This window comes from Nonomuraea sp. NPDC049419, from assembly GCF_040676995.1.
GTDB lineage: Bacteria > Actinomycetota > Actinomycetes > Streptosporangiales > Streptosporangiaceae > Nonomuraea > Nonomuraea salmonea.
The window spans coordinates 47,158-67,930 of sequence record NZ_JBFAQB010000007.1; the positions used below are offsets into that span (position 1 = coordinate 47,158).

Sequence of the window (20,773 nt, forward strand, 5' to 3'; positions counted from 1 at the left end):
CACCCCCTACAGCGTGCTCGTCAGCGGCCACCTGCCGTTGGGCGTCACGATCGTTCCCGCCGTGCCGCCGAGTATGCTCTCGGCCTGGTCAAGACGGCCGATGGCGGCCATGTCGCCGGTCGTCTCGACGAACCGGCAGACCGCCTCCACCTTCGGCCCCATCGACCCGGCGGGGAAGTCGAGGGCGCGCAGCTCGTGCGGCGTGGTGTGGCCGATCGCGCGCTCCTCCGGCGTGCCGAAGCCGCGCATGACGTTCGGCACGTCGGTCAGGCTGAGGAAGGCGTCGCAGTCGAGCGCCTCGGCCAGCAGCGCGGTCGTCAGGTCCTTGTCGACGACCGCCTCGACGCCGGTCAGCCGGCCGCGCTCGTCGCGGACGACGGGGATGCCGCCGCCGCCCGCGCACACCACGATCACGCCCTCGCCCATCATCCGGCGGATCAGCCGGGTCTCCACGACGCGCTGCGGCGCGGGGGAGGGCACGACGCGGCGCCAGTGGGAGCCGTCCTGCTTGACGGTCCAGCCGTGCTCGGCGGCCAGCTTCTCGGCCTCCTCCCGGTCGTAGACCTGCCCGACGAACTTGGCGGGCGCCGCGAACGCCGGATCGACGGCCGACACCAGCGTCTGCGTCACCATGGCCAGCACCTGGCGGCCGGGCAGCGCGTTCTGCAGCGCCTGCTGCATCCAGTAGCCGAGCAGGCCCTGCGTCTGCGCGCCGAGCGCGTCGAACGGGTAGGGGCCGCTCAGTCCCGGGTCGGCGGCGCTCTGCATGGCCAGCATCCCGACCTGGGGCCCGTTGCCGTGGGTGATGACCAGCTCGTGCCGTCCTGCCAGGCCCGCCAGCGTCCTGACCGCGGCGCGCACGTTGGCCACCTGCGTGGCGGCGTCGGGACGCTCGCCGCGCCGCAGCACCGCGTTGCCGCCGAGCGCCACGATGACCCGCACCTCAGCAGCCTTCCAGCGTCGCGACCATGACGGCCTTGGCCGCGTGCAGCCGGTTCTCGGCCTGGTCGAAGACGATCGAGCGGGGCGAGTCGAAGACGGCGCCGGTCACCTCAAGCGCGTCGAGCCCGGTGCGGTCGAAGATCTCGGCGCCGACCTTCGTCCGCCGGTCGTGGAAGGCCGGCAGGCAGTGCATGAACCGCACCTCCGGGTTGCCCGTCGCCCGCACCACGGCGTCGTTCACCTGGTACGGCAGCAGCAGCTTGATCCGTTCGTCCCACACCTCGGCGGGCTCGCCCATCGACACCCACACGTCGGTGTAGAGGAAGTCCGCGCCCCTGACGCCCTCGTTCACGTCGTCGGTGACGGTGATCCTGGCCCCGGTCGCGGCGGCCACCTCCTCGGCGGGGCCCACCGCGAGCCCGGCGTCGGGCCACAGCGCCTTGGGGGCGACCACGCGGACGTCCATGCCCGCCATCGCGCCCGTCACCAGCAGCGAGTGGCCCATGTTGTTGCGCCCGTCGCCCAGGTAGGCGAGGGCCACCTCGTTCAGCGGCCGGCCGGCGTGCTCGCTCATCGTCAGCACGTCGGCCAGCGTCTGCGTCGGGTGCCAGGAGTCGCTCAGCCCGTTCCACACCGGCACCCCGGCCAGCGCCGCCAGCTCCTCGACGTCGGCGTGGTCGCCGCCGCGGTGGAGGATGCCGTCGTACATGCGGCCCAGCACCCGCGCGGTGTCGGCGACCGACTCCTTGTGCCCGAGCTGCGAGTCCCCCGGACCGAGGTACGTCGTGTGCGCCCCCTGCTCGCGGGCCGCCACCTCGAACGCGCAGCGCGTCCGCGTCGAGGTCTTGCCGAAGACCAGCGCGACGGCGCGGCCGGTGAGCCGCGGCCACTCGGCGCCGGCGCGTCTGGCGGCCTTGAGCCCGGCCGCCAGCTCCGCCAGCCGGCCGAACTCGCCGGGCGTGAAGTCCAGCTCCTTGAGGAAGCTGCGGTTGCGCAGATCGTCGCCCATCGGTCGGTGTTCCCCCTTAGACGGCGTCACGTTCGAGCGGGCAGCTCATGCACCGCGGCCCCCCGCGCCCCCTGCCGAGCTCGCTGCCCCTGATCGTGATCACCTCGATGCCGTTGTCCCGCAGGTAGTTGTTGGTGGTGGCGTTGCGCTCGTAGGCCACGACCACGCCGGGCTCCAGCGCCAGCCCGTTGCAGCCGTCGTCCCACTGCTCCCGCTCGGCGGCGTAGACGTCCTGGGTGGCCGTCAGGACCGTGATGTCCGGCAGGTCGAGCGCGTGCGCGATCGCCTTGTGCATGTCCTCAGGGGGGTGGTCGGTGACCTTGAGCTCCTTGGACGTCTCCCCGGGCTCGATCGTGTACGCCGGCAGCATGCCGAGACCCGCGTACTTGGTGAACACCCCCACGTCCAGCATCGTCATCACGGTGTCGAGATGCATGAACGCGCGCGCCTTCGGCATGTCGAGCGCCACGATGCGGCTCGCCGAGCCGGCCCTGAACAGCCGCTGCGCCAGCATCTCGACCGCCTGCGGCTGGGTGCGCTCGCTCATCCCGATCAGCACCGCGCCCCGCCCGATGACCAGCACGTCGCCGCCCTCGATGGTGGCGGGCGCGACGGCCCTGCCCGGCATCCAGCAGTGGTAGCCGCCCTGCCCCGGCCGGTTGAAGCCGTCCGCGAACGTCGGGTGGTACATGTAGACGGCCTCCATGTTGACCGTCTCCCGCATGCGGGCCTTCTTCTTCATCGCGTTGATCGACACGCCGTCGTAGATCCAGCAGGAGGTGTCGCGGGTGAACAGGTGGTTGGGCAGCGGCGGCAGCACGAAGTCGTCGTCGGCCGTGGTGTGGAAGGTCAGCGCCTTGGGGTCGCAGCCCAGCCCGACCAGCTCCCGCTTGGTGATGCCGCCGGTCAGATACATCTGCAGGGTGGCCGAGTCCATGCCGTCCAGGGTGTTGCGCACGTCGTCGATCGCGACGGGGCCGAGCCAGCGCTCGTCCACGACGGCGTCGAGGATGTGCTTGCGCGCCTCGGGGATCTCGACGGTCTCCTGGAGCAGGTCGGAAAGCAGGTGGACGCGGATGCCGCGGCTGGTGAGCACCTGCTGGAACTCCTCGTGCTCCTCGATCGCCCGCTGCACCCACAGCACGTCGTCGAAGAGGAAGGCGTCCTTGCTCGTGGGGGTCAGCCGTTTCAGCGCCAGGTCCGGCTTGTGCAGCAGGACCTGCCGCAGCCGGCCGACCTCGCTGTCCACATGAAAGGTCATCTCTGCTCTATCCCCCTCCCGGCGGCGGTACTCACGCCCGCCGGCCCGCCGCCGCGCCCGGGTCACGTGCCCCGCGCGGGCCGCTCCGACACGGGCGCGGGCGGGGAAATTACCTGATCAGGGAGATCGCGCCGCCGGGAGGGGCCTCGTGTTGTGGCTGGTAGCCCCTGGTACTGTGTGTCCCGACCAACACCCTTTTAAGACCCGTCCCGTGAGGCGGGAAAGGTGGTGAGCTTCGCCATGTCCGCAGAACCCGATACCAGGGAGCCTGCCCAGAAGGACTCCCGGGCGGTTCTCGAAGCCCCCGACATCCACCGGGCGCTGACCCGGATCGCGCACGAGATCCTCGAACGCACCAAAGGCGGCGGCGACGTCGTCCTGCTCGGCATCCCCACCCGCGGCGCCACGCTGGCGCGCCGGCTCGGCGAGCGCATCGAGCAGTTCGAGGGGCTGAAGATCCCCGTCGGCTCGATCGACATCACGATGTACCGCGACGACCTGCGCCGCGGCCCCGTGCGCCCGCTCGGCCACACCGAGGTCCCCTCCGGCGGCATCGACGGCAAGGTCGTCGTGCTCGTGGACGACGTCCTCTACTCGGGCCGCACCGTGCGCGCCGCGCTCGACGCGCTCAACGACATCGGCCGCCCCACGGCCGTGCAGCTCGCCACGCTGGTCGACCGCGGCCACCGCGAGCTGCCCATCCGCGCCGACTACGTCGGCAAGAACCTGCCCACCGCCAAGAGCGAGAAGGTGAAGGTCTACCTGCAGGAGACCGACGGCCGCGACGCCGTCCTGCTCATGAAGGAGGGCTCCCGGTGAAGCGGCACCTCATCTCCGCGGGAGACCTGGCCAAGGACGACGCGCTGCTCATCCTCGACACCGCCGAGGAGCTGGCGAGCGTCTCGGAACGTTCCATCAAGAAGCTGCCCACGCTGCGCGGGCGCACGGTCGTCAACCTGTTCTTCGAGGACTCCACCCGCACCAGGATCTCCTTCGAGGCGGCCGCCAAGCGGCTGTCGGCCGACGTGATCAACTTCTCGGCCAAGGGCTCCAGCGTGTCCAAGGGCGAGTCGCTCAAGGACACCGCGCTCACCCTGGAGGCCATGGGCGCCGACGCGGTCGTCATCCGCCACAGCGCGTCCGGCGCGCCGCACCGGCTGGCCACCTGGGTGCACGGCAGCGTCGTCAACGCCGGCGACGGCACCCACGAGCACCCCACCCAGGCGCTGCTCGACGCCTTCTCCATGCGCCGCCGCCTCGGTAACCTCGAGGGCCGCAAGGTCACCATCGTCGGCGACGTGCTGCACAGCAGGGTCGCCCGCTCCAACGTGCTGCTGCTCGACACCCTCGGCGCCGAGGTCACCCTCGTCGCCCCGCCCACGCTGCTGCCCGTCTCGGTCGGCAGCTGGCCGTGCGAGGTCTCCTACGACCTCGACGCGGTGCTGCCCAAGTCCGACGTGGTGATGATGCTGCGGGTGCAGAAGGAGCGGATGAACGCCGCGTACTTCCCGAGCGAGCGCGAATACTCCCGCCGCTACGGCCTCGACCGCGACCGCTTCGCCAAGATGCCGGACGACGCGATCGTCATGCACCCAGGCCCGATGAACCGGGGCATGGAGATCGCCGCCGAGGTGGCCGACTCGGCGCGCTCCACGATCGTCGAACAGGTCGCCAACGGTGTGACCATCCGCATGGCCGTCCTGTACCTGCTGCTCGGGGGAGAGACCGCATGATCATACGAAACGTCAGGATCCTGGGCGGCGAGCCCGTGGACCTCCGCATCGCCGACGGCGTGATCGCGGAGATCGGCCCAGGACTGCAAGGTGACGAGGCCGTCGACGGCGCCGGCGCCGTCGCGCTGCCCGGCCTCGTCGACCTGCACACCCACCTGCGCGAGCCGGGCCGCGAGGACGCCGAGACCGTCCAGACCGGCACCCAGTCGGCCGCCCGCGGCGGCTACACCGCCGTGCACGCCATGGCCAACACCTCGCCCGTCGCCGACACCGCGGGCGTGGTCGAGCAGGTGTGGCGGCTCGGCCGCGAGTTCGGCCACTGCGACGTGCACCCCGTCGGCGCCGTCACCGTCGGCCTGGAGGGCAGGCAGCTCGCCGAGCTGGGCGCGATGGCCGACTCCGCCGCCCGCGTCCGCGTCTTCTCCGACGACGGCCGCTGCGTGGACGACGCCGTGCTCATGCGCCGCGCCCTCGAATACGTCAAGGCGTTCGACGGCGTCGTCGCCCAGCACGCTCAGGAGCCCAGGCTGACCGCCGGCGCCCAGATGAACGAGGGCGTCGTCTCCGGCCGGCTCGGCCTGACCGGCTGGCCCGCCGTCGCGGAAGAGGCGATCATCGCCCGCGACTGCCTGCTGGCCGCCCACGTCGGCTCCCGGCTGCACGTCTGCCACGTCTCCACCGCGGGCTCGGTCGAGATCCTGCGCTGGGCCAAGTCCAAGGGCTGGAACGTCACCGCCGAGGTCACCCCCCACCACCTGCTGCTCACCGACGACCTCGTGGAGGAGTCGCCGGTCGGCGCCTACAACCCCATCTACAAGGTCAACCCGCCGCTGCGCACCCGCGCCGACGTCGAGGCGCTGCGCGCCGCGCTGGCCGACGGCACCATCGACATCGTGGCCACCGACCACGCACCCCACCCGGTCGAGGACAAGGAGACCGAGTGGGGCGCGGCGGCCATGGGCATGGTCGGCCTGGAGACCGCGCTCAGCGTCGTGCAGGCCGCCATGGTCGACACGGGGCTGCTCGACTGGGCGGCCGTCGCCGAGCGCATGTCCGTCGTGCCCGCCCGCATCGGCCGCCTCGCCGGTCAGGGCAGGCCGCTCGCCGTGGGCGAGCCGGCCAACATCACGCTGTACGACCCGTCCGTACGCACCGAGGTCGACCCGTCCGCCTTCGCGTCCAAGAGCCGGAACACCCCCTACGAGGGGATGACGCTGCCCGGCCGGGTAGCGGCCACGTTCCTGCGCGGCAGGCCGACCGTACTCGAAGGGAAGCTGGTTTGAACACAGCGGTGCTCGTCCTGGAAGACGGCCGCGTCTTCCACGGATCTCCGTACGGCGCCGAAGGCGAGACGTTCGGTGAGATGGTCTTCAACACCGGCATGACCGGTTACCAGGAGACCCTGACCGACCCGTCCTACCACCGGCAGATCGTCGCCATGACGGCGCCCCACATCGGCAACACCGGCGTCAACGACGAGGACCCGGAGTCGGGCCGCGTCTGGGTGGCCGGGTACGTCGTGCGCGAGCCGTCCAGGGTCGTCTCCAGCTGGCGGGCCACCCGCTCGCTCGGCGACTACCTCAAGGAGCAGGGGGTGGTCGGGATCGCGATCTCCGGCACCCGCGCGCTCACCCGCCACCTGCGCGAGCGCGGCGCCATGCGGGCCGGCATCTTCAGCGCCCCCGACGCGCCGGTCGAGGAGCTGGTCGAGCGGGTCAGGCAGTCGCCCGGAATGGAGGGCGCCGACCTGGCGCGCGAGGTCGCCACCGGCGAGACCTACGTCGTGCCGGCCTTCGGGACCAGGCGCTTCACGGTCGCGGCCGTCGACCTCGGCATCAAGGGCATGACCCCGCAGCGCATGGCCGAGCGCGGCTGCGAGGTGCACGTGCTGCCGGCCGACGCCACGTTCGAGCAGATCATGGCGGTGAAGCCCGACGGCGTGTTCTTCTCCAACGGCCCCGGCGACCCCGCCACGGCCGACGTCACGGCGCTGCGCAAGGTGCTGGAGGCCAGGGTGCCGTTCTTCGGCATCTGCTTCGGCAACCAGCTGTTCGGGCGGGCGCTGGGGCTGCCGACGTACAAGCTGCGTTACGGCCACCGCGGCGTCAACCAGCCGGTCCAGGACGTGCGCACCGGTAAGGTGGAGATCTCCGCCCACAACCACGGGTTCGCGGTCGAGGCGCCGCTCGACGGGCCGTTCGAGACCCCGTTCGGGCCGGCCGAGGTCACCCACGTCAACCTCAACGACCGCTGCGTGGAGGGGCTGCGCCTCATCGACGGGCGCGCCTTCAGCGTCCAATACCACCCAGAGGCCGCCGCGGGCCCGCACGACGCTGCCTATCTTTTCGACGAGTTCTGCGAGGTCATGAGCCGTGCCCAAGCGTGAGGACATCAGATCGGTCCTGGTGATCGGCTCTGGACCGATCGTGATCGGCCAGGCGTGCGAGTTCGACTACTCAGGCACCCAGGCGTGCCGGGTGCTGCGGGCCGAGGGGTTCCGCGTCATCCTGGTCAACAGCAACCCCGCGACGATCATGACGGACCCGGAGTTCGCCGACGCCACGTACGTCGAGCCGATCACCCCCGAGTTCGTCGAGAAGATCATCGCCAAGGAGCGGCCCGACGCGCTGCTGCCCACGCTGGGCGGCCAGACCGCGCTCAACACGGCCGTGGCGCTGCACGAGTCGGGCGTGCTGGAGAAGTATGAGGTCGAGCTGATCGGCGCCGACTTCGACGCCATCCAGGCCGGCGAGAACCGCGAGCGGTTCAAGGAGATCGTCGCCAAGGTCGCCCGCGAGCACGGGCTCAACGCCGAGTCGGCCAGGTCGGAGATCTGCCACACCATGGACGAGTGCCTGGCCGCGGCCGGCGAGCTGGGCTACCCCGTCGTCGTGCGGCCCTCGTTCACGATGGGCGGCGCCGGCTCCGGCTTCGCCTACGACGAGGACGACCTGCGGCGCATCGCCGGGGCCGGGCTCGACGCGTCCCCGACCACCGAGGTGCTCCTGGAGGAGTCGATCCTCGGCTGGAAGGAGTACGAGCTGGAGGTCATGCGCGACAAGGCCGACAACGTCGTCATCGTCTGCTCCATCGAGAACATCGACCCGATGGGCGTCCACACCGGCGACAGCGTCACCGTCGCGCCCGCGCTGACCCTGACCGACCGCGAATACCAGAACATGCGTGACGTCGCCATCGCGGTCATCCGCGAGGTCGGCGTCGACACCGGCGGCTGCAACATCCAGTTCGCGGTCGATCCGCGGACCGGCCGCATGATCGTCATCGAGATGAACCCGCGGGTGTCGCGCTCGTCGGCGCTGGCCTCCAAGGCCACCGGCTTCCCGATCGCCAAGATCGCCGCGAAGCTGGCCATCGGCTACACACTCGACGAGATCCCCAACGACATCACCAAGGAGACCCCGGCCTCCTTCGAGCCGACGCTCGACTACATCGTGGTGAAGGTGCCGCGCTTCGCGTTCGAGAAGTTCCGCGGCGCCGACCCGACGCTCACCACGCACATGAAGTCGGTCGGCGAGGCCATGGCCATCGGCCGCTCCTTCCCCGAGGCGCTGCAGAAGGCGCTGCGCTCGCTGGAGAAGAAGGACTCCTCCTTCACCTGGGCCGGCGACGTGGCCGCCAAGGACGAGCTGCTGGCCGCCTGCCGCACGCCCCACGACGGCCGCCTGCGCACGATGCAGCAGGCCATCAGGGCCGGCGCCACGCCCGATGAGCTGTACGAGGCCACCAGCGTGGACCCGTGGTTCATCGACCAGCTCTTCCTGCTGCACGAGGAGTCAGAGGCCGTCGCCCAGGCGCCCGAGCTGACCGCCGAGGTGCTCGAGCGGGCCAAGCGCCACGGGTTCAGCGACGTGCAGATCGGCGAGATCCGCGGCATCGACGAGGCGCGGGTGCGCGACCTGCGCCACGCGCTCGGGCTGCGGCCGGTCTACAACACCGTCGACACCTGCGCCGCCGAGTTCGCCGCCAAGACGCCCTACCTCTACTCGACCTACGACGAGGAGAGCGAGGTCCCCTACGGCGAGCGCCGCAAGGTGATCATCCTCGGCTCGGGGCCCAACCGCATCGGCCAGGGCATCGAGTTCGACTACGCGTGCGTGCACGCCTCGTTCGAGCTGTCCAGGGCCGGGTTCGAGACCGTCATGGTCAACTGCAACCCGGAGACCGTCTCGACCGACTACGACACCTCCGACCGGCTCTACTTCGAGCCGCTCACCCTGGAGGACGTCCTGGAGGTCGTCCACGCCGAGCAGCAGACGGGCCCGGTCGCGGGCGTCGTCGTGCAGCTCGGCGGGCAGACGCCGCTCGGCCTGGCCCAGGCGCTCAAGGACGCCGGCGTGCCCGTCGTCGGCACCTCGCCCGAGTCGATCCACCTCGCGGAGGAGCGCGGCGCGTTCGGGCGGGTGCTGGCCGAGGCCGGGCTGCCCGCGCCGAAGCACGGCACCGCGCTGACCGTCGCCGAGGCGCGCGAGATCGCCGGCGAGATCGGCTACCCCGTGCTGGTGCGGCCCTCCTACGTGCTCGGCGGAGCCGGCATGGCCATCGTCTACGACGAGGAGACGCTCACCGGCTACATGGCGGCCCAGGAGCAGCCCGAGGGCGCCGGTCACCCGGTGCTCATCGACAAGTTCCTGGACGAGGCCATCGAGATCGACGTGGACGCGCTCTACGACGGCGAGGAGCTGTTCCTCGGCGGCGTCATGGAGCACATCGAGGAGGCCGGCATCCACTCCGGCGACTCGGCGTGCGCGCTGCCGCCCATCACGCTGGGCAGCGCCGACATCACCGCCATCAGGGAGGCCACCAGGGCCATCGCCCAGGGGGTCGGCGTGCGCGGGCTGCTCAACGTCCAGTACGCCATGTCCGCGGGTGTCCTGTACGTCCTGGAGGCCAACCCGCGCGCCAGCCGTACGGTGCCGTTCGTGTCCAAGGCCACCGCCACGCCGCTGGCCAAGGCGGCGGCCCGGGTGATGCTCGGCGCGTCGATCGCCGAGCTGCGCGCCGAGGGCATGCTGCCCGCCACGGGCGACGGCGGCACGCTGCCGCTCGACTCCTCGATCGCGGTCAAGGAGGCGGTGCTGCCGTTCAACCGGTTCAGGGGCGTGGACATCGTCCTCGGGCCCGAGATGCGCTCGACCGGCGAGGTCATGGGCATCGACGAGTTCTTCGGCATCGCCTTCGCCAAGTCGCAGGCCGGGGCCTACGGTGAGCTTCCGACCAAGGGACGCGCGTTCGTATCCGTGGCCAACAGGGACAAGCGTGCGATGATCTTCCCTGTGAAGGCGCTGGCGGATCTCGGATTCGAGATCCTCGCCACCGAGGGGACCGCCGAGGTGCTGCGCCGCAACGGCGTCCATGCCAAGATCGTGCGAAAGCACAGCGAGGGAGCGGGTCCCGGAGGTGAGCCCACAAGTGTGCAGGCCATTCTCGACGGCGAGGTCGATCTGATCGTCAATACGCCCTTCGGCAGCCCGGGGCAGTCGGGGCCGCGGCTCGACGGCTATGAGATCCGCACGGCCGCCGTGCTGCGCGGCATCCCGTGCATCACCACGGTGTCGGGGCTGGCCGCCGCGGCGGCGGGCATCCAGGCGATCGTACGCGGCGATGTGGGCGTACGGTCCCTGCAGGAGCACGCGCAGGCAATCAGGGGCTGACCCCGCCACGGGAGGTGAAGACGACTGGCCGGTACACCGGTGCAGGTGACGGGCACGGTGCTGACGACGCGCCGGGTCGACGCCTACCATGCGCTGACGGTGGTGGCGCCCGGCATCGCCGAGCGTTACCGCCCCGGCCACTTCGTCTCGGTGGCGGTCGGCGGGGCGTACACCTCGATGGTGACGCGCCGCGCGCTGTCCATCCACGATGTGAAGTCCGACTACGGCGGCACGGTCGAGCTGGTCTTCACCACCCGCGGGCCGGGCACGGCGTGGCTCGCGGAGCGGCGCGCCCGTGACACGCTCGACCTGGTCGGGCCGCTCGGGCGGCCGTTCCCGCTGCCCCGCGACCCGGTGCACTGCGTGCTGGTCGGCGCCGAGTACGGCTCGGCCGTGCTGTTCCCGCTGGCCGACGCGCTGCTGGCGCGCGGCTGCCGGGTCGACTTCGTGCTGGGGGGAGCGGGGGCCGAGCGGGTGTTCGGGGCGATGCGGGCCCGCAGGATGGCCGAGACGACCACGCTGACGACCGAGGACGGCTCGCTCGGGCTGCGCGGCAAGGTCACCGACGCGCTGCCGTCGGTGATCGCCGACACGCGGGCCGACGTCGTCTACGCCTGCGCGCCCATGGAGACGCTGCGGGCGGTGACGGCGGTGGCGATGGAGTTCGACATCCCGGTGCAGGTGGCCGTCGAGGAGGCGATGGCCTGCGGCATCGGGGTGTGCATGACGTGCGTGCTGCCCGTCATCGGCGACGACGGCTCGACCAGGATGGTCAGGGCGTGCGCCGAGGGGCCGGTGTTCCGGGGGGAGCGGGTGCGCTTCGAGGACGTGGGAACGATCCCGTTCGACGCGCTGGGCGCCCCCGGGGGCGGTGCACGACATGTCAGTTGATATGCGGACTTTTCTGGCGCACGTGGAGCTGGCGAACCCCATCACCACGGCCGCCGGCTGCGCCTCCTCTGGGCGCGAGCTGGCGCAGTTCTTCGACCTGCACCGGCTCGGCGCCCTGACCACCCGCTCCATCACCATGGCGCCCCGCGCGGGGCGGCCCACGCCGCGCATGGCCGAGACGCCCTCCGGCATGCTCAACGCCGTCGGGCTGCAGGGCCCCGGCATCGACGCGTTCCTCGAACGCGAGCTGCCCTGGCTGGCCCAGCGCGGCATCAAGACCATCGTCTCCATCGGCGGCGGCACCGTCGCCGAATACTCCGAGCTGGCCCGCAGGCTCGCCGACGCGCCCGGGGTGACCGCGCTGGAGGTCAACCTCTCCTGCCCCAACATGGAGGACCGCGGGCGCGTCTTCGCCCGCGAGGGCAGCGCCGCCGCCGAGGTCATCGCCTCCGTACGCTCGATCATGCGCTACGACGTGCCCGTCGTCGCCAAGCTCGCCCCCGACGTGGCCGACATCGTCTCCGTCGCCCGCGCCTGCGTGGACGCCGGGGCCGACGCGCTGTCCATGATCAACAACCCGCTGGGCATGGCCATCGACACCGAGGCCCTGCGTCCCTCGCTCGCCGCCGTCACCGGCGGGCTGTCCGGCCCGGCCATCCTGCCGCTGGCCGTACGGTGCGTCTGGCAGGTCCACGCGGCGCTGCCCGGCGTGCCGCTGATCGGCATCGGCGGCGTGATGAGCGGCAGGGACGCCTTCCAGCTGGTCCTGGCGGGCGCCTGCGTCGTCGGAGTGGGCACGGCGCTCTTCCACGACCCCTACGCCTGCCTGCGCATCGAACGCGAGCTTGAGGACCTTCTGAGGGCTCGCGGCTTCCAGCGGCTGGCCGACGCCGTCGGCCTGGCCCACCGCCCGCCGGGGAGCGCACCCCGGCACCTGTTGGTAGACACCGAGGAGAGCACGCCTTGACTCCCGAGCGCCTGGAGAGCACGTCTTGACGCCCTTGACCCCCGCACCCATCGCCGTCGCTCTCGACGCACCCGACCTGGAGACCGCCGCGCGGTGGGCCGCCCTGGTCACCCCCCACGTCAGCACCGTCAAGGTCGGCCTCGAGCTCTACCTGCGCTACGGGCCCGACGTCATCGCCTCCGTGCGCGGCGCCAGCGGCGTGCGCGTCTTCCTCGATCTCAAGCTGCACGACATCCCCAACACCGTCGCCGGTGCCGCCAAGGCCGTGGGGCGGCTGCGGCCCTCGATCCTCACCGTGCACGCCGCCGGCGGCCCCGCGATGATCAGGGAGGCCGTCGAGTCCGCGCCGCACACCCAGATCGCCGCCGTCACGGTGCTCACCTCGCTGACCGAGGCCGATCTCGAGCGCATCGGGATCGCCGGTCCGGCCGACGACGCCGTACGCCGGTTGGCAGCGCTGTCGGTCGAGGCGGGCGCCACCGCGCTGGTGTGCTCGCCCAACGAGGTCGCGAGCGTACGGGCCGAGGTCGGCGACGGCATCACGCTCATCACGCCCGGCGTGCGGCCCACGGGCGCCGACACCCAGGACCAGAAGCGCGTGGCCACCCCGGAGCAGGCGCTCGCCGACGGCGCGGACCTGCTCGTGATCGGCCGGCCCATCACGGGCTCGCCCGACCCGGGAGCGGCGGCCGCCGCGATCGCCGCCTCGCTGCGCCGCGCGTCCTGACGCGCGTCGTCAGGCCGGGCGGCGCACAGGGCAGGGTGACGGCCTGTGAGCACAGTGCGCCGAGGGCGCGGGAGTGCCCCGCTCACAAGATCATAAGGCATCCGTGCGAGCCGCGTGCAAGATCGCCGGAATGGGTTTCGGCCCAGGTGTGGCAGGGGTTTCGGACATCGTAGGGTCGCCCGAAGTCGATCATCGTTGCGTTTCGCGACATCGGCGCGAGCCGACGCGTGTAGGCGGATGTGAGGGCGATTTGATCAGCTCAAGGTGATTTTACGATCACGGAGAGTGATGAAGTGGATTTTGTCGCGAGAGAAACCGCTCTTGACGTTGCTTAGGGGGCGATGACCAGCTAGTTTCCCTTCCCGTCCGAGTACATCGACAGAAATTCGAGGTGACCCGGCGTGGCTCTTCCTCCCCTGACCCCTGAGCAGCGCGCCGCAGCCCTGGAGAAGGCTGCCAAGGCCCGTAAAGAGCGTGCCGAGGTCAAGAACCGGCTCAAGCATGGCGCGGTTTCTCTGGCTGAGGTGCTCAAGGATGGGCAGACCGACGACGTCATCGGCAAGATGAAGGTCTCGGCTTTGTTGGAATCGCTCCCCGGCGTGGGCAAGGTCCGCGCCAAGCAGCTCATGGAGCGGCTTGCCATCGCCGAGTCCCGCCGCGTGCGGGGCCTCGGCGCGAACCAGAGGGCCTCCCTCGAGCGCGAGTTCGGTGGCAACGAGAGCTAATCTCTGTTCCACACGGAAACGCGGGTTCAACGGGGGGTAGGAAGTGACCGAGAGGTCCTGGTCCGGCGATGTCAGTGCCCACGAGGCGGTCGGGCCAGGAGCGGAGGTCGGTTTCCTGCCCTTGAGCGAGCGGCGGCTGACGGTCCTTTCAGGGCCGTCGGGCGTCGGCAAGTCCACGGTAGTCGCCGAGCTCCGGCGGGCACACCCCGAGGTGTGGCTGTCGGTCTCGGTGACCACCAGGAGGCCCCGGCCCGGCGAGGTGCACGGGGTCCACTACTTCTTCGTCGACGGCGCCGAGTTCGACCGGCTGGTCGAGGCGGGCGAGCTGCTGGAGTGGGCGGAGTTCGCCGGCAACCGCTACGGCACCCCGCGCGAGCCGGTGCTGAAGAAGCTCGCCGAGGGCGTGCCCACCCTGCTCGAGATCGACCTCGAAGGCGCCCGGCAGGTGCGCAGGAGCATGCCGGAGGCGCTGCTGGTCTTCCTGGCCCCGCCCTCGTGGGAGGAGCTGGAGAAGCGGCTGCGCGGGCGCGGCACCGAGCCCGAAGAGGTCATCGCCCGCCGGCTGGAGGCCGGGCGCATCGAGATGGCCGCCGAGGACGAGTTCGACGTCACGCTCGTCAACACGAACGTCCAAGACGTGTGCCATCGGCTGATAGCCTTGATGACTGACCCTCAGGGGGTCACGACAACCACCAACCGAGAGGTCTGACAATCGTGGCAGGCACCATCCCGGCCGCGGAGGGCATCACCAACCCGCCGATCGACGCGCTGCTCGACATCGTCGACAGCAAATACTCCCTGGTGATCATGGGCGCCAAGCGCGCTCGCCAGATCAACGCCTACTACTCCCAGCTCGGCGAGGGCCTGCTGGAATACGTGGGTCCCCTGGTCGAGACGCACGCCCAGGAAAAGCCGCTGTCCATCGCGCTGCGTGAGGTCTCCGAGGGCCTGCTCACCGCCGAGCCCATCGAAGGCGCGGTCTGACCCCTTCGATGAAGGTCGTCCTGGGCGTCAGCGGCGGCATCGCCGCTTACAAGGCGTGTGAGCTGCTGCGCCTGTTCACCGAGTCGGGGCACGAGGTGCGGGTCGTGCCGACCCGCGAGGCGCTGAAGTTCGTGGGCGCGCCCACCTGGGCCGCCCTGTCGGGCAACCCGGTCTCGGCCGAGGTGTGGGACGACGTCCACGAGGTGCCCCACGTACGCATCGGCAAGAGCGCCGACCTCGTCGTGGTCGCGCCCGCCACCGCCGACGTGCTCGCCAAGGCGGCCCATGGGCTGGCCGGCGACCTCCTCACCAACACGCTGCTGACGGCCACCTGCCCGGTCGTGTTCGCGCCCGCGATGCACACCGAGATGTGGCAGCACCCCGCCACCCGCGCCAACGTCGCCACGTTGCGCTCGCGGGGCGCCGTCGTGATCGACCCTGCCTCCGGGCGGCTCACCGGCGCCGACACCGGTCCCGGACGGCTGCCCGATCCTGACGAGATCTTCCAGGTCTGCCTGCGGGTCGCCAGGGGGCGGCCGCTCGACCTCGCAGGGCGCAAGGTCGTCGTCTCCGCAGGCGGCACCCGCGAGGCCATCGACCCGGTCCGCTACATCGGCAACCGCTCGTCGGGGCTGCAGGGCTACGCGCTGGCCCGCACCGCCGCCGCTCGGGGGGCCGAGGTGACGCTCGTGGCGGCCAACGTCTCGCTGCCCGACCCCGCCGGGGCCGCCGTCATACGCGTGGAGTCGGCGGCCGAGCTGCGCGAGGCGGTGCTTTCCGCGTCCGCCGACGCCGACGTGGTCGTGATGGCCGCCGCGGTCGCCGACTTCCGGCCCGCCGCGCGCCACGACACCAAGATCAAGAAAACGGACGGCGAACCCGAGGCCATCCACCTCGTCAAGAACCCCGACATCCTCGCGGAGCTGGGCGACCGCCGCCGCGAGGCCAGGTCAGGCCCGCCCACCGCGCCCGGGACGCCCTCTGAGCTGGCTGAGCTGGTCAGGGGCGACACGCCCGGGATCGGCGCGGGGCAGGAAAAGGCGGCCGGTCATGGTGCCGGGCCGCAGGTGATCGTCGGATTCGCCGCCGAGACGCACGACGTGCTCGCCAACGGACAGGCCAAACTGGCCCGCAAGGGCTGCGATCTGCTGGTCGTCAACCAGGTCGGCGAGGGGCTGGCCTTCGGCACGGCCGGCAACGCGGCCACGGTGCTGGTGGCCGGGGGAGAGCCGGTCGAGGTGCCGTTCGGCCCCAAGGAAGACCTCGCCGACACCGTCTGGGACCTGGTCGCCACCCGCCTGTCCTGACCCCTTCGGGTTGGGCGGTCGCCCCGGGCCTGTCCTGACCCCTTCGGGTTGGGCGGTCGCCCCCGGCCCCTCCTGAACCCACCGGCCCTCGCCCTTCCGGGGCCGGTGATCGCCCTCTTGCCTCTGCTGCACCGCCTGCGGCGGCTGAGCCGGGTGTGGGCGGTGGCCCGCTCTCGCTGACCTCACCGCCCGCCACCCGCCCTTGCTTCTGTGGCGGTGGGTGGTCGCCTCCCGACTTCCTCGACCGCTCTCGCCCGCCCCCCGCCTCCCGGGTCTGGTGAGACTCGCGAGGCTGGGAAGACGTGGGGGTAATGGGATGTGGGGGTTGTAGGGCGTACAAAGCGTGCAGATCCCACTACTCGATCACCTGTTGCAACACCCCCGCACGCCTGCGGATACTTGGGGCAAAGGGGGATGGAATGCCGGTGGGTTCCGCTGTTAGAGATCGTTGTAGGACGCTGCTGGGTGACCAAGGGGAGATTCATTACCTCTTTCCCGCCTTCTCCTCGGGGCCGGCGGGGACGGGGAACTTTCTGATCGTGGTCACGCGTGCGGCCATCTCCGTGCTGGCGACGAGGACGCTGAGGACCGACCGTCCCGTGTCGGTGTTCGCGGAGTTTCCGCGGCACACGAGGCTCGGCCCCATCCTGCCGGGCAACGCTCTCGAGCTTGGCTCGATGGTGTTCGAGTTTGATGAGGAGTACGCGGCGGTGATCTCGGCTGCGGACGCGGAGATCTTCGCGCCGGAGACGCTGCCGCCCGACCCTTTACCCGAACTGTGATGGGAGACAGATCGTGGACGGTTTCGCCGCAGGGCACCAGGTAGGGCTAGACTTCGGCGAGGCCCGGCCATGCCCATTGGTCCCGGGCCTCACATCCGTCAGCAGCCGCTGCATGAGGAGCCACTGAGTTGTCACGTCGCCTGTTCACCTCCGAGTCGGTCACCGAGGGCCACCCGGACAAGATCGCCGACCAGATCAGTGACGCGATTCTCGACGCCATGCTCAAAGACGACCCCAAGAGCCGGGTCGCGGTCGAGACGATGATCACTACCGGCCAGGTCCACGTCGCAGGCGAGGTCACGACTGAGACCTACGTCGACATCCCCGGCGTCATCCGGGAGAAGATCCTGGAGATCGGCTACGACGCCTCCCACAAGGGCTTCGACGGCGCCTCGTGCGGCGTGTCGGTGTCCATCGGCGCGCAGTCGCCCGACATCGCCCAGGGCGTCGACGACGCCTACGAGCACCGGGTGGCCGGTGACGGCGACGAGCTCGACCGCCAGGGCGCCGGTGACCAGGGCCTCATGTTCGGTTTCGCCTGCCGCGAGACGCCCGAGCTGATGCCGCTGCCGATCACGCTGGCCCACCGGCTGGCCCAGCGCCTGTCCGAGGTGCGCAAGTCGGGCACGGTGCCCTACCTGCGCCCCGACGGCAAGACGCAGGTCACGATCGAGTACGACGGCGACACGCCGGTCCGCCTCGACACCGTGGTCGTCTCCACGCAGCACGCGGCCGAGATCGACCTCAAGGAGATGCTGACCCCCGACATCAAGGAGCACGTGGTCGACCCCGTGCTCGCCGACCTCGAGCTCGACACCGAGGGCTACCGCCTGCTGGTCAACCCGACCGGCCGCTTCGAGATCGGCGGCCCGATGGGCGACGCCGGGCTCACCGGCCGGAAGATCATCATCGACACCTACGGCGGCATGGCCCGCCACGGTGGCGGTGCGTTCTCCGGCAAGGACCCGTCCAAGGTCGACCGTTCCGCCGCCTACGCCATGCGGTGGGTGGCCAAGAACGTCGTGGCCGCCGGGCTGGCCGACCGGTGCGAGGTGCAGGTGGCGTACGCGATCGGCAAGGCTCAGCCGGTCGGCCTGTTCGTCGAGTGCTTCGGCACCGAGAAGCTGGCGGTGGAGAAGATCCAGGAGGCCGTGCTGCAGGTCTTCGACCTGCGTCCTGCCGCGATCATCCGCGACCTCGACCTGCTGCGCCCGATCTACTCCGAGACCGCCGCCTACGGGCACTTCGGCCGCGAGGGCTTCTCCTGGGAGTCCACCGACCGCGCCGAGGCCCTGAGGACCGCCGCCGGTCTCTGACCCCGTCACCGGCCGGCGTCACGCCGCCGGCCGTGCGCTGCGAGCCGAGCGGTGCCGCCCGCCTCTCCCGCGGAGGAGGGCGGCACCGCTCGGTGTTTTCCGTGCCGCCGGACAGCGAGGCGGCCCGCGCACGCCCGGCACACGCCGTCATGGCGAGGTCCCCACGTGCGTCTCCGGTGTCCCCGCGTGCGTCTCCGGTGTGCCGGACGGGCCGGCGTTCCGGTGGGGTGGTCATGGCCGGGGGTCTGGTAGACGTTGTTCGTGACCGACTCCTCCGACGACGCCCTCCTGCCGCTCGAAGCCGTGCGGCCCCCGGCGTCCGAGAAGGACACCAGGGGAGCGGTGCTCCCCGCCCCCGAGAACCCCGTGGCCAGGGTGGTCGTCGACAGCCCGCTGCCGCACCTCGACCGGCCCTTCGACTACCTCGTCCCGGCCAAGCTGCACGAGACGGCCGAGCCCGGCGTGCGCGTGCGGGTGCGGTTCGCGGGCAAGCTCATCGACGGCTTCCTCCTCGAGCGTGTCCCCAAGAGCGACCACGAGGGCAGGCTCACCCCCCTCGAACGCGTCGTGTCGCCCGAGCGCGTCCTCACCCCCGAGATCGCCGGCCTGGCCAGAGCCGTGGCCGACCGGTACGCGGGCACCCTGACCGACGTGCTGCGCCTGGCCGTCCCGCCCCGGCACGCCAGGGCCGAAGGCGAGGAGCCCAGACCCGTCCCGCCGCAGGAGCGCCCGCAGGCGCCCTCCCCGAGCGCCTGGGACGCGTACCCGGCAGGCCCCTCCTTCCTCGCCGCCCTGCGTGACGGCCGCGCACCGCGGGCCGTGTGGTCGGCGCTACCCGGCGCCACCGGCTGGGCGGACCCGATCGCCGAAGCCGTGCGTGCCACCCTCGACGGCGGCAGGGGAGCGGTCGTCGTGGTCCCCGACGGCAAGGACGTCGCGCTGGCCGACGCCGCGTTCCTGCGCCTGCTCGGCCCCGGCGCCCACGTGGCGCTCACCGCGGACCTCGGCCCCGCCGAGCGCTACCGGCGATGGCTGCGGCTGCTCAGGGGCGAGGTGCGCGCGGTGGTGGGCACCAGGGCGGCCATGTTCGCGCCGGTCGCCGAGCTGGGCCTGGTGGCGATCTGGGACGACGGCGACGACCTGCACGCCGAACGGCTTGCCCCCTACCCGCACGCCCGCGAGGTGCTCGGGCTGCGCGCCCACCGGGTGAGCGCGGGCATGCTGATCGGCGGCTACGCGCGTACCGCCGAGGCCACCCAGCTCGTCGCGAGCGGCTGGGCCAGGCCGATCGTGGCGGCCCGTACGACGATCAGGAGCCTCGCCCCGCGCGTGCGCCCGGCGGGCGAGGACGCCGAGCTGGCCAAGGACCAGGCCGCCCGGCAGGCCCGGCTGCCCAGCATCGCCTGGCGGGCCCTGCGCCACGGCCTGGACAGCGGCCCCGTGCTGGTGCAGGTGCCGAGGCGCGGCTATCTGCCCGCGCTGGCCTGCCGCCACTGCCGTGCCCCGGCCCGCTGCGTCCTGCCGCCTACCAGGAGCGCCCAGGACGTCCCGCCGCACGGGCAGAGCACGTTCCCGGCGCAGCAGGCCGCGCCGCAGCTCGGCACCACCTTGCAGGAGACCGCCCGGCAGCCGGGTGAGGCGGTCGCGGGGCCGCGGTGTCACGGGCCGCTCGCGCTGCGGGGCGGGCACGCGGCGCCCTACTGCCGCTGGTGCGGCCGGGTCGACGCCGACTGGCGCTGCCCGTCCTGCGGCAGCCCCAGGCTGCGCGCGGTGGTCACCGGCGCCAGGCGGACCGCGGAGGAGCTGGGCAGGGCGTTCCCCTCCGTGCAGGTGCGCACGTCGGGCAGGGACGGCGTGCTGGCCACGGTGCCCGCCGCCCGCGCCCTGGTCGTCGCCACCCCGGGGGCGGAGCCGGTGGCGGAGGGCGGCTACACGGCCGCGGTGCTGCTGGACGGCTGGGCCCTGCTCGGGCGGGCCGACCTGCGGGCGGGGGAGGAGACCGTGCGCCGCTGGATGAACGCCGCCGCGCTGCTGCGTCCAGCGGCCGAGCTGGTGGTGCTGGGCGACGCGGCGCTGCCGGCCGTACAGGCGCTGCTGCGCTGGGACCCGGTCACCCACGCCGAGCGCGAGCTGGCCGACCGGGCCGAGCTGGGGTTCCCGCCGGCGGTACGGATGGCCACGCTCACCGGCCCGGCCAGCGCGGTCAGGCAGATGATCGACGAGGCCCGCCTGCCGTCCGACGCCCAGGTGCTCGGCCCCGTACCGGTCGATGACGACGGACAGGAACGCGCCATGATCCGGGTGCCCAGGGCGGGCGGCGCGGCGCTGTCGGCCGCGCTCAAGGGCGCCAGCGGCGTACGCGCGGCGCGCAAGACGCCGGATGTCGTGAGGGTGAGTGTCGACCCCCTCGACCTGATTTAGCCCGTTTCCCCGATTCGCTCATCCGTTGGCCAGCCG

18 protein-coding genes are annotated in these 20,773 nt (G+C 71.7%); 15 read left to right on the top strand and 3 right to left on the bottom strand.

What is annotated here, in order from left to right:
• Window positions 1-6: 6 nt before the first annotated feature.
• From arcC to AB0K12_RS22170, 3 genes are read right to left on the bottom strand one after another with little or no spacing between them, the layout of a single operon-like run.
• Window positions 7-942 carry a carbamate kinase gene (gene arcC, locus AB0K12_RS22160; RefSeq protein WP_364564108.1) on the bottom strand — a complete coding sequence of 312 codons (936 nt, stop codon included), beginning with the start codon at window positions 940-942 and terminating at the stop codon, window positions 7-9.
• A 1-nt stretch (window position 943) separates the two neighbouring features.
• Window positions 944-1,951 (bottom strand): ornithine carbamoyltransferase, encoded by a 1,008-nt coding sequence (gene argF / locus AB0K12_RS22165; protein WP_364564111.1) that lies wholly within the window; start codon window positions 1,949-1,951, stop codon window positions 944-946.
• A 16-nt stretch (window positions 1,952-1,967) separates the two neighbouring features.
• Window positions 1,968-3,212, bottom strand: coding sequence for an arginine deiminase (locus AB0K12_RS22170; protein ID WP_364564114.1), 1,245 nt, complete (start codon window positions 3,210-3,212; stop codon window positions 1,968-1,970).
• A gap of 240 nt (window positions 3,213-3,452) precedes the next feature.
• Here AB0K12_RS22170 and pyrR point away from each other — a divergent pair, with 240 nt between their 5' ends.
• The 15 genes from pyrR to AB0K12_RS22245 all read left to right on the top strand — a co-directional run bounded on the left by pyrR (window position 3,453) and on the right by AB0K12_RS22245 (window position 20,737).
• Window positions 3,453-4,031, top strand: a complete 579-nt coding sequence (pyrR, locus tag AB0K12_RS22175; protein ID WP_355420546.1) for a bifunctional pyr operon transcriptional regulator/uracil phosphoribosyltransferase PyrR — start codon at window positions 3,453-3,455, stop codon at window positions 4,029-4,031.
• Entirely contained in the window at window positions 4,028-4,945 is a 918-nt protein-coding gene (locus AB0K12_RS22180) for an aspartate carbamoyltransferase catalytic subunit (protein WP_364564119.1), read from the top strand. Before pyrR ends, AB0K12_RS22180 begins: the two co-directional genes overlap by 4 nt.
• Window positions 4,942-6,228 (top strand): dihydroorotase, encoded by a 1,287-nt coding sequence (locus tag AB0K12_RS22185; RefSeq protein WP_364564122.1) that lies wholly within the window; start codon window positions 4,942-4,944, stop codon window positions 6,226-6,228. The genes AB0K12_RS22180 and AB0K12_RS22185 overlap by 4 nt, the downstream gene beginning before the upstream one ends.
• A complete protein-coding gene (gene carA, locus AB0K12_RS22190; protein ID WP_364564125.1) occupies window positions 6,225-7,331 on the top strand; it encodes a glutamine-hydrolyzing carbamoyl-phosphate synthase small subunit in 1,107 nt (368 codons plus the stop codon). Before AB0K12_RS22185 ends, carA begins: the two co-directional genes overlap by 4 nt.
• On the top strand, window positions 7,318-10,617 hold the full coding sequence (gene carB, locus AB0K12_RS22195) for a carbamoyl-phosphate synthase large subunit (protein WP_364564128.1): 3,300 nt from the start codon (window positions 7,318-7,320) through the stop codon (window positions 10,615-10,617). The genes carA and carB overlap by 14 nt, the downstream gene beginning before the upstream one ends.
• A 39-nt stretch (window positions 10,618-10,656) precedes the next feature.
• Window positions 10,657-11,508 (top strand): dihydroorotate dehydrogenase electron transfer subunit, encoded by an 852-nt coding sequence (locus AB0K12_RS22200; RefSeq protein WP_364365924.1) that lies wholly within the window; start codon window positions 10,657-10,659, stop codon window positions 11,506-11,508.
• Window positions 11,498-12,475: a dihydroorotate dehydrogenase gene (locus tag AB0K12_RS22205; protein WP_364564132.1), complete on the top strand. Its 978-nt coding sequence runs from the start codon at window positions 11,498-11,500 to the stop codon at window positions 12,473-12,475. The genes AB0K12_RS22200 and AB0K12_RS22205 overlap by 11 nt, the downstream gene beginning before the upstream one ends.
• 34 nt (window positions 12,476-12,509) lie before the next feature.
• Window positions 12,510-13,202: an orotidine-5'-phosphate decarboxylase gene (pyrF, locus tag AB0K12_RS22210; RefSeq protein ID WP_364564987.1), complete on the top strand. Its 693-nt coding sequence runs from the start codon at window positions 12,510-12,512 to the stop codon at window positions 13,200-13,202.
• A gap of 401 nt (window positions 13,203-13,603) precedes the next feature.
• Window positions 13,604-13,927: an integration host factor, actinobacterial type gene (mihF, locus tag AB0K12_RS22215; RefSeq protein WP_020541698.1), complete on the top strand. Its 324-nt coding sequence runs from the start codon at window positions 13,604-13,606 to the stop codon at window positions 13,925-13,927.
• 115 nt (window positions 13,928-14,042) lie between these two features.
• Entirely contained in the window at window positions 14,043-14,636 is a 594-nt protein-coding gene (gmk, locus tag AB0K12_RS22220; protein ID WP_364564990.1) for a guanylate kinase, read from the top strand.
• A 5-nt stretch (window positions 14,637-14,641) separates the two neighbouring features.
• Entirely contained in the window at window positions 14,642-14,911 is a 270-nt protein-coding gene (gene rpoZ, locus AB0K12_RS22225; RefSeq protein ID WP_364564136.1) for a DNA-directed RNA polymerase subunit omega, read from the top strand.
• An 8-nt stretch (window positions 14,912-14,919) separates the two neighbouring features.
• Window positions 14,920-16,218 (top strand): bifunctional phosphopantothenoylcysteine decarboxylase/phosphopantothenate--cysteine ligase CoaBC, encoded by a 1,299-nt coding sequence (coaBC, locus tag AB0K12_RS22230; protein WP_364564139.1) that lies wholly within the window; start codon window positions 14,920-14,922, stop codon window positions 16,216-16,218.
• Between the two features lie 419 nt (window positions 16,219-16,637).
• On the top strand, window positions 16,638-17,000 hold the full coding sequence (locus AB0K12_RS22235; RefSeq protein WP_364564142.1) for a hypothetical protein: 363 nt from the start codon (window positions 16,638-16,640) through the stop codon (window positions 16,998-17,000).
• 128 nt (window positions 17,001-17,128) lie between these two features.
• Window positions 17,129-18,316 (top strand): methionine adenosyltransferase, encoded by a 1,188-nt coding sequence (gene metK, locus AB0K12_RS22240; RefSeq protein ID WP_355420567.1) that lies wholly within the window; start codon window positions 17,129-17,131, stop codon window positions 18,314-18,316.
• Between the two features lie 303 nt (window positions 18,317-18,619).
• Window positions 18,620-20,737: a primosomal protein N' gene (locus tag AB0K12_RS22245; RefSeq protein WP_364564993.1), complete on the top strand. Its 2,118-nt coding sequence runs from the start codon at window positions 18,620-18,622 to the stop codon at window positions 20,735-20,737.
• Window positions 20,738-20,773 lie beyond the last annotated feature (36 nt).

Coding starts and splice junctions, on each gene's coding strand:
- argF (WP_364564111.1), bottom strand. CDS start 1,951: ATGGGCGACGATCTGCGCAACCGCAGCTTCCTCAAGGAGCTGGACTTC.
- AB0K12_RS22170 (WP_364564114.1), bottom strand. CDS start 3,212: ATGACCTTTCATGTGGACAGCGAGGTCGGCCGGCTGCGGCAGGTCCTG.
- pyrR (WP_355420546.1), top strand. CDS start 3,453: ATGTCCGCAGAACCCGATACCAGGGAGCCTGCCCAGAAGGACTCCCGG.
- AB0K12_RS22185 (WP_364564122.1), top strand. CDS start 4,942: ATGATCATACGAAACGTCAGGATCCTGGGCGGCGAGCCCGTGGACCTC.
- AB0K12_RS22205 (WP_364564132.1), top strand. CDS start 11,498: ATGTCAGTTGATATGCGGACTTTTCTGGCGCACGTGGAGCTGGCGAAC.
- coaBC (WP_364564139.1), top strand. CDS start 14,920: ATGAAGGTCGTCCTGGGCGTCAGCGGCGGCATCGCCGCTTACAAGGCG.
- AB0K12_RS22235 (WP_364564142.1), top strand. CDS start 16,638: ATGCCGGTGGGTTCCGCTGTTAGAGATCGTTGTAGGACGCTGCTGGGT.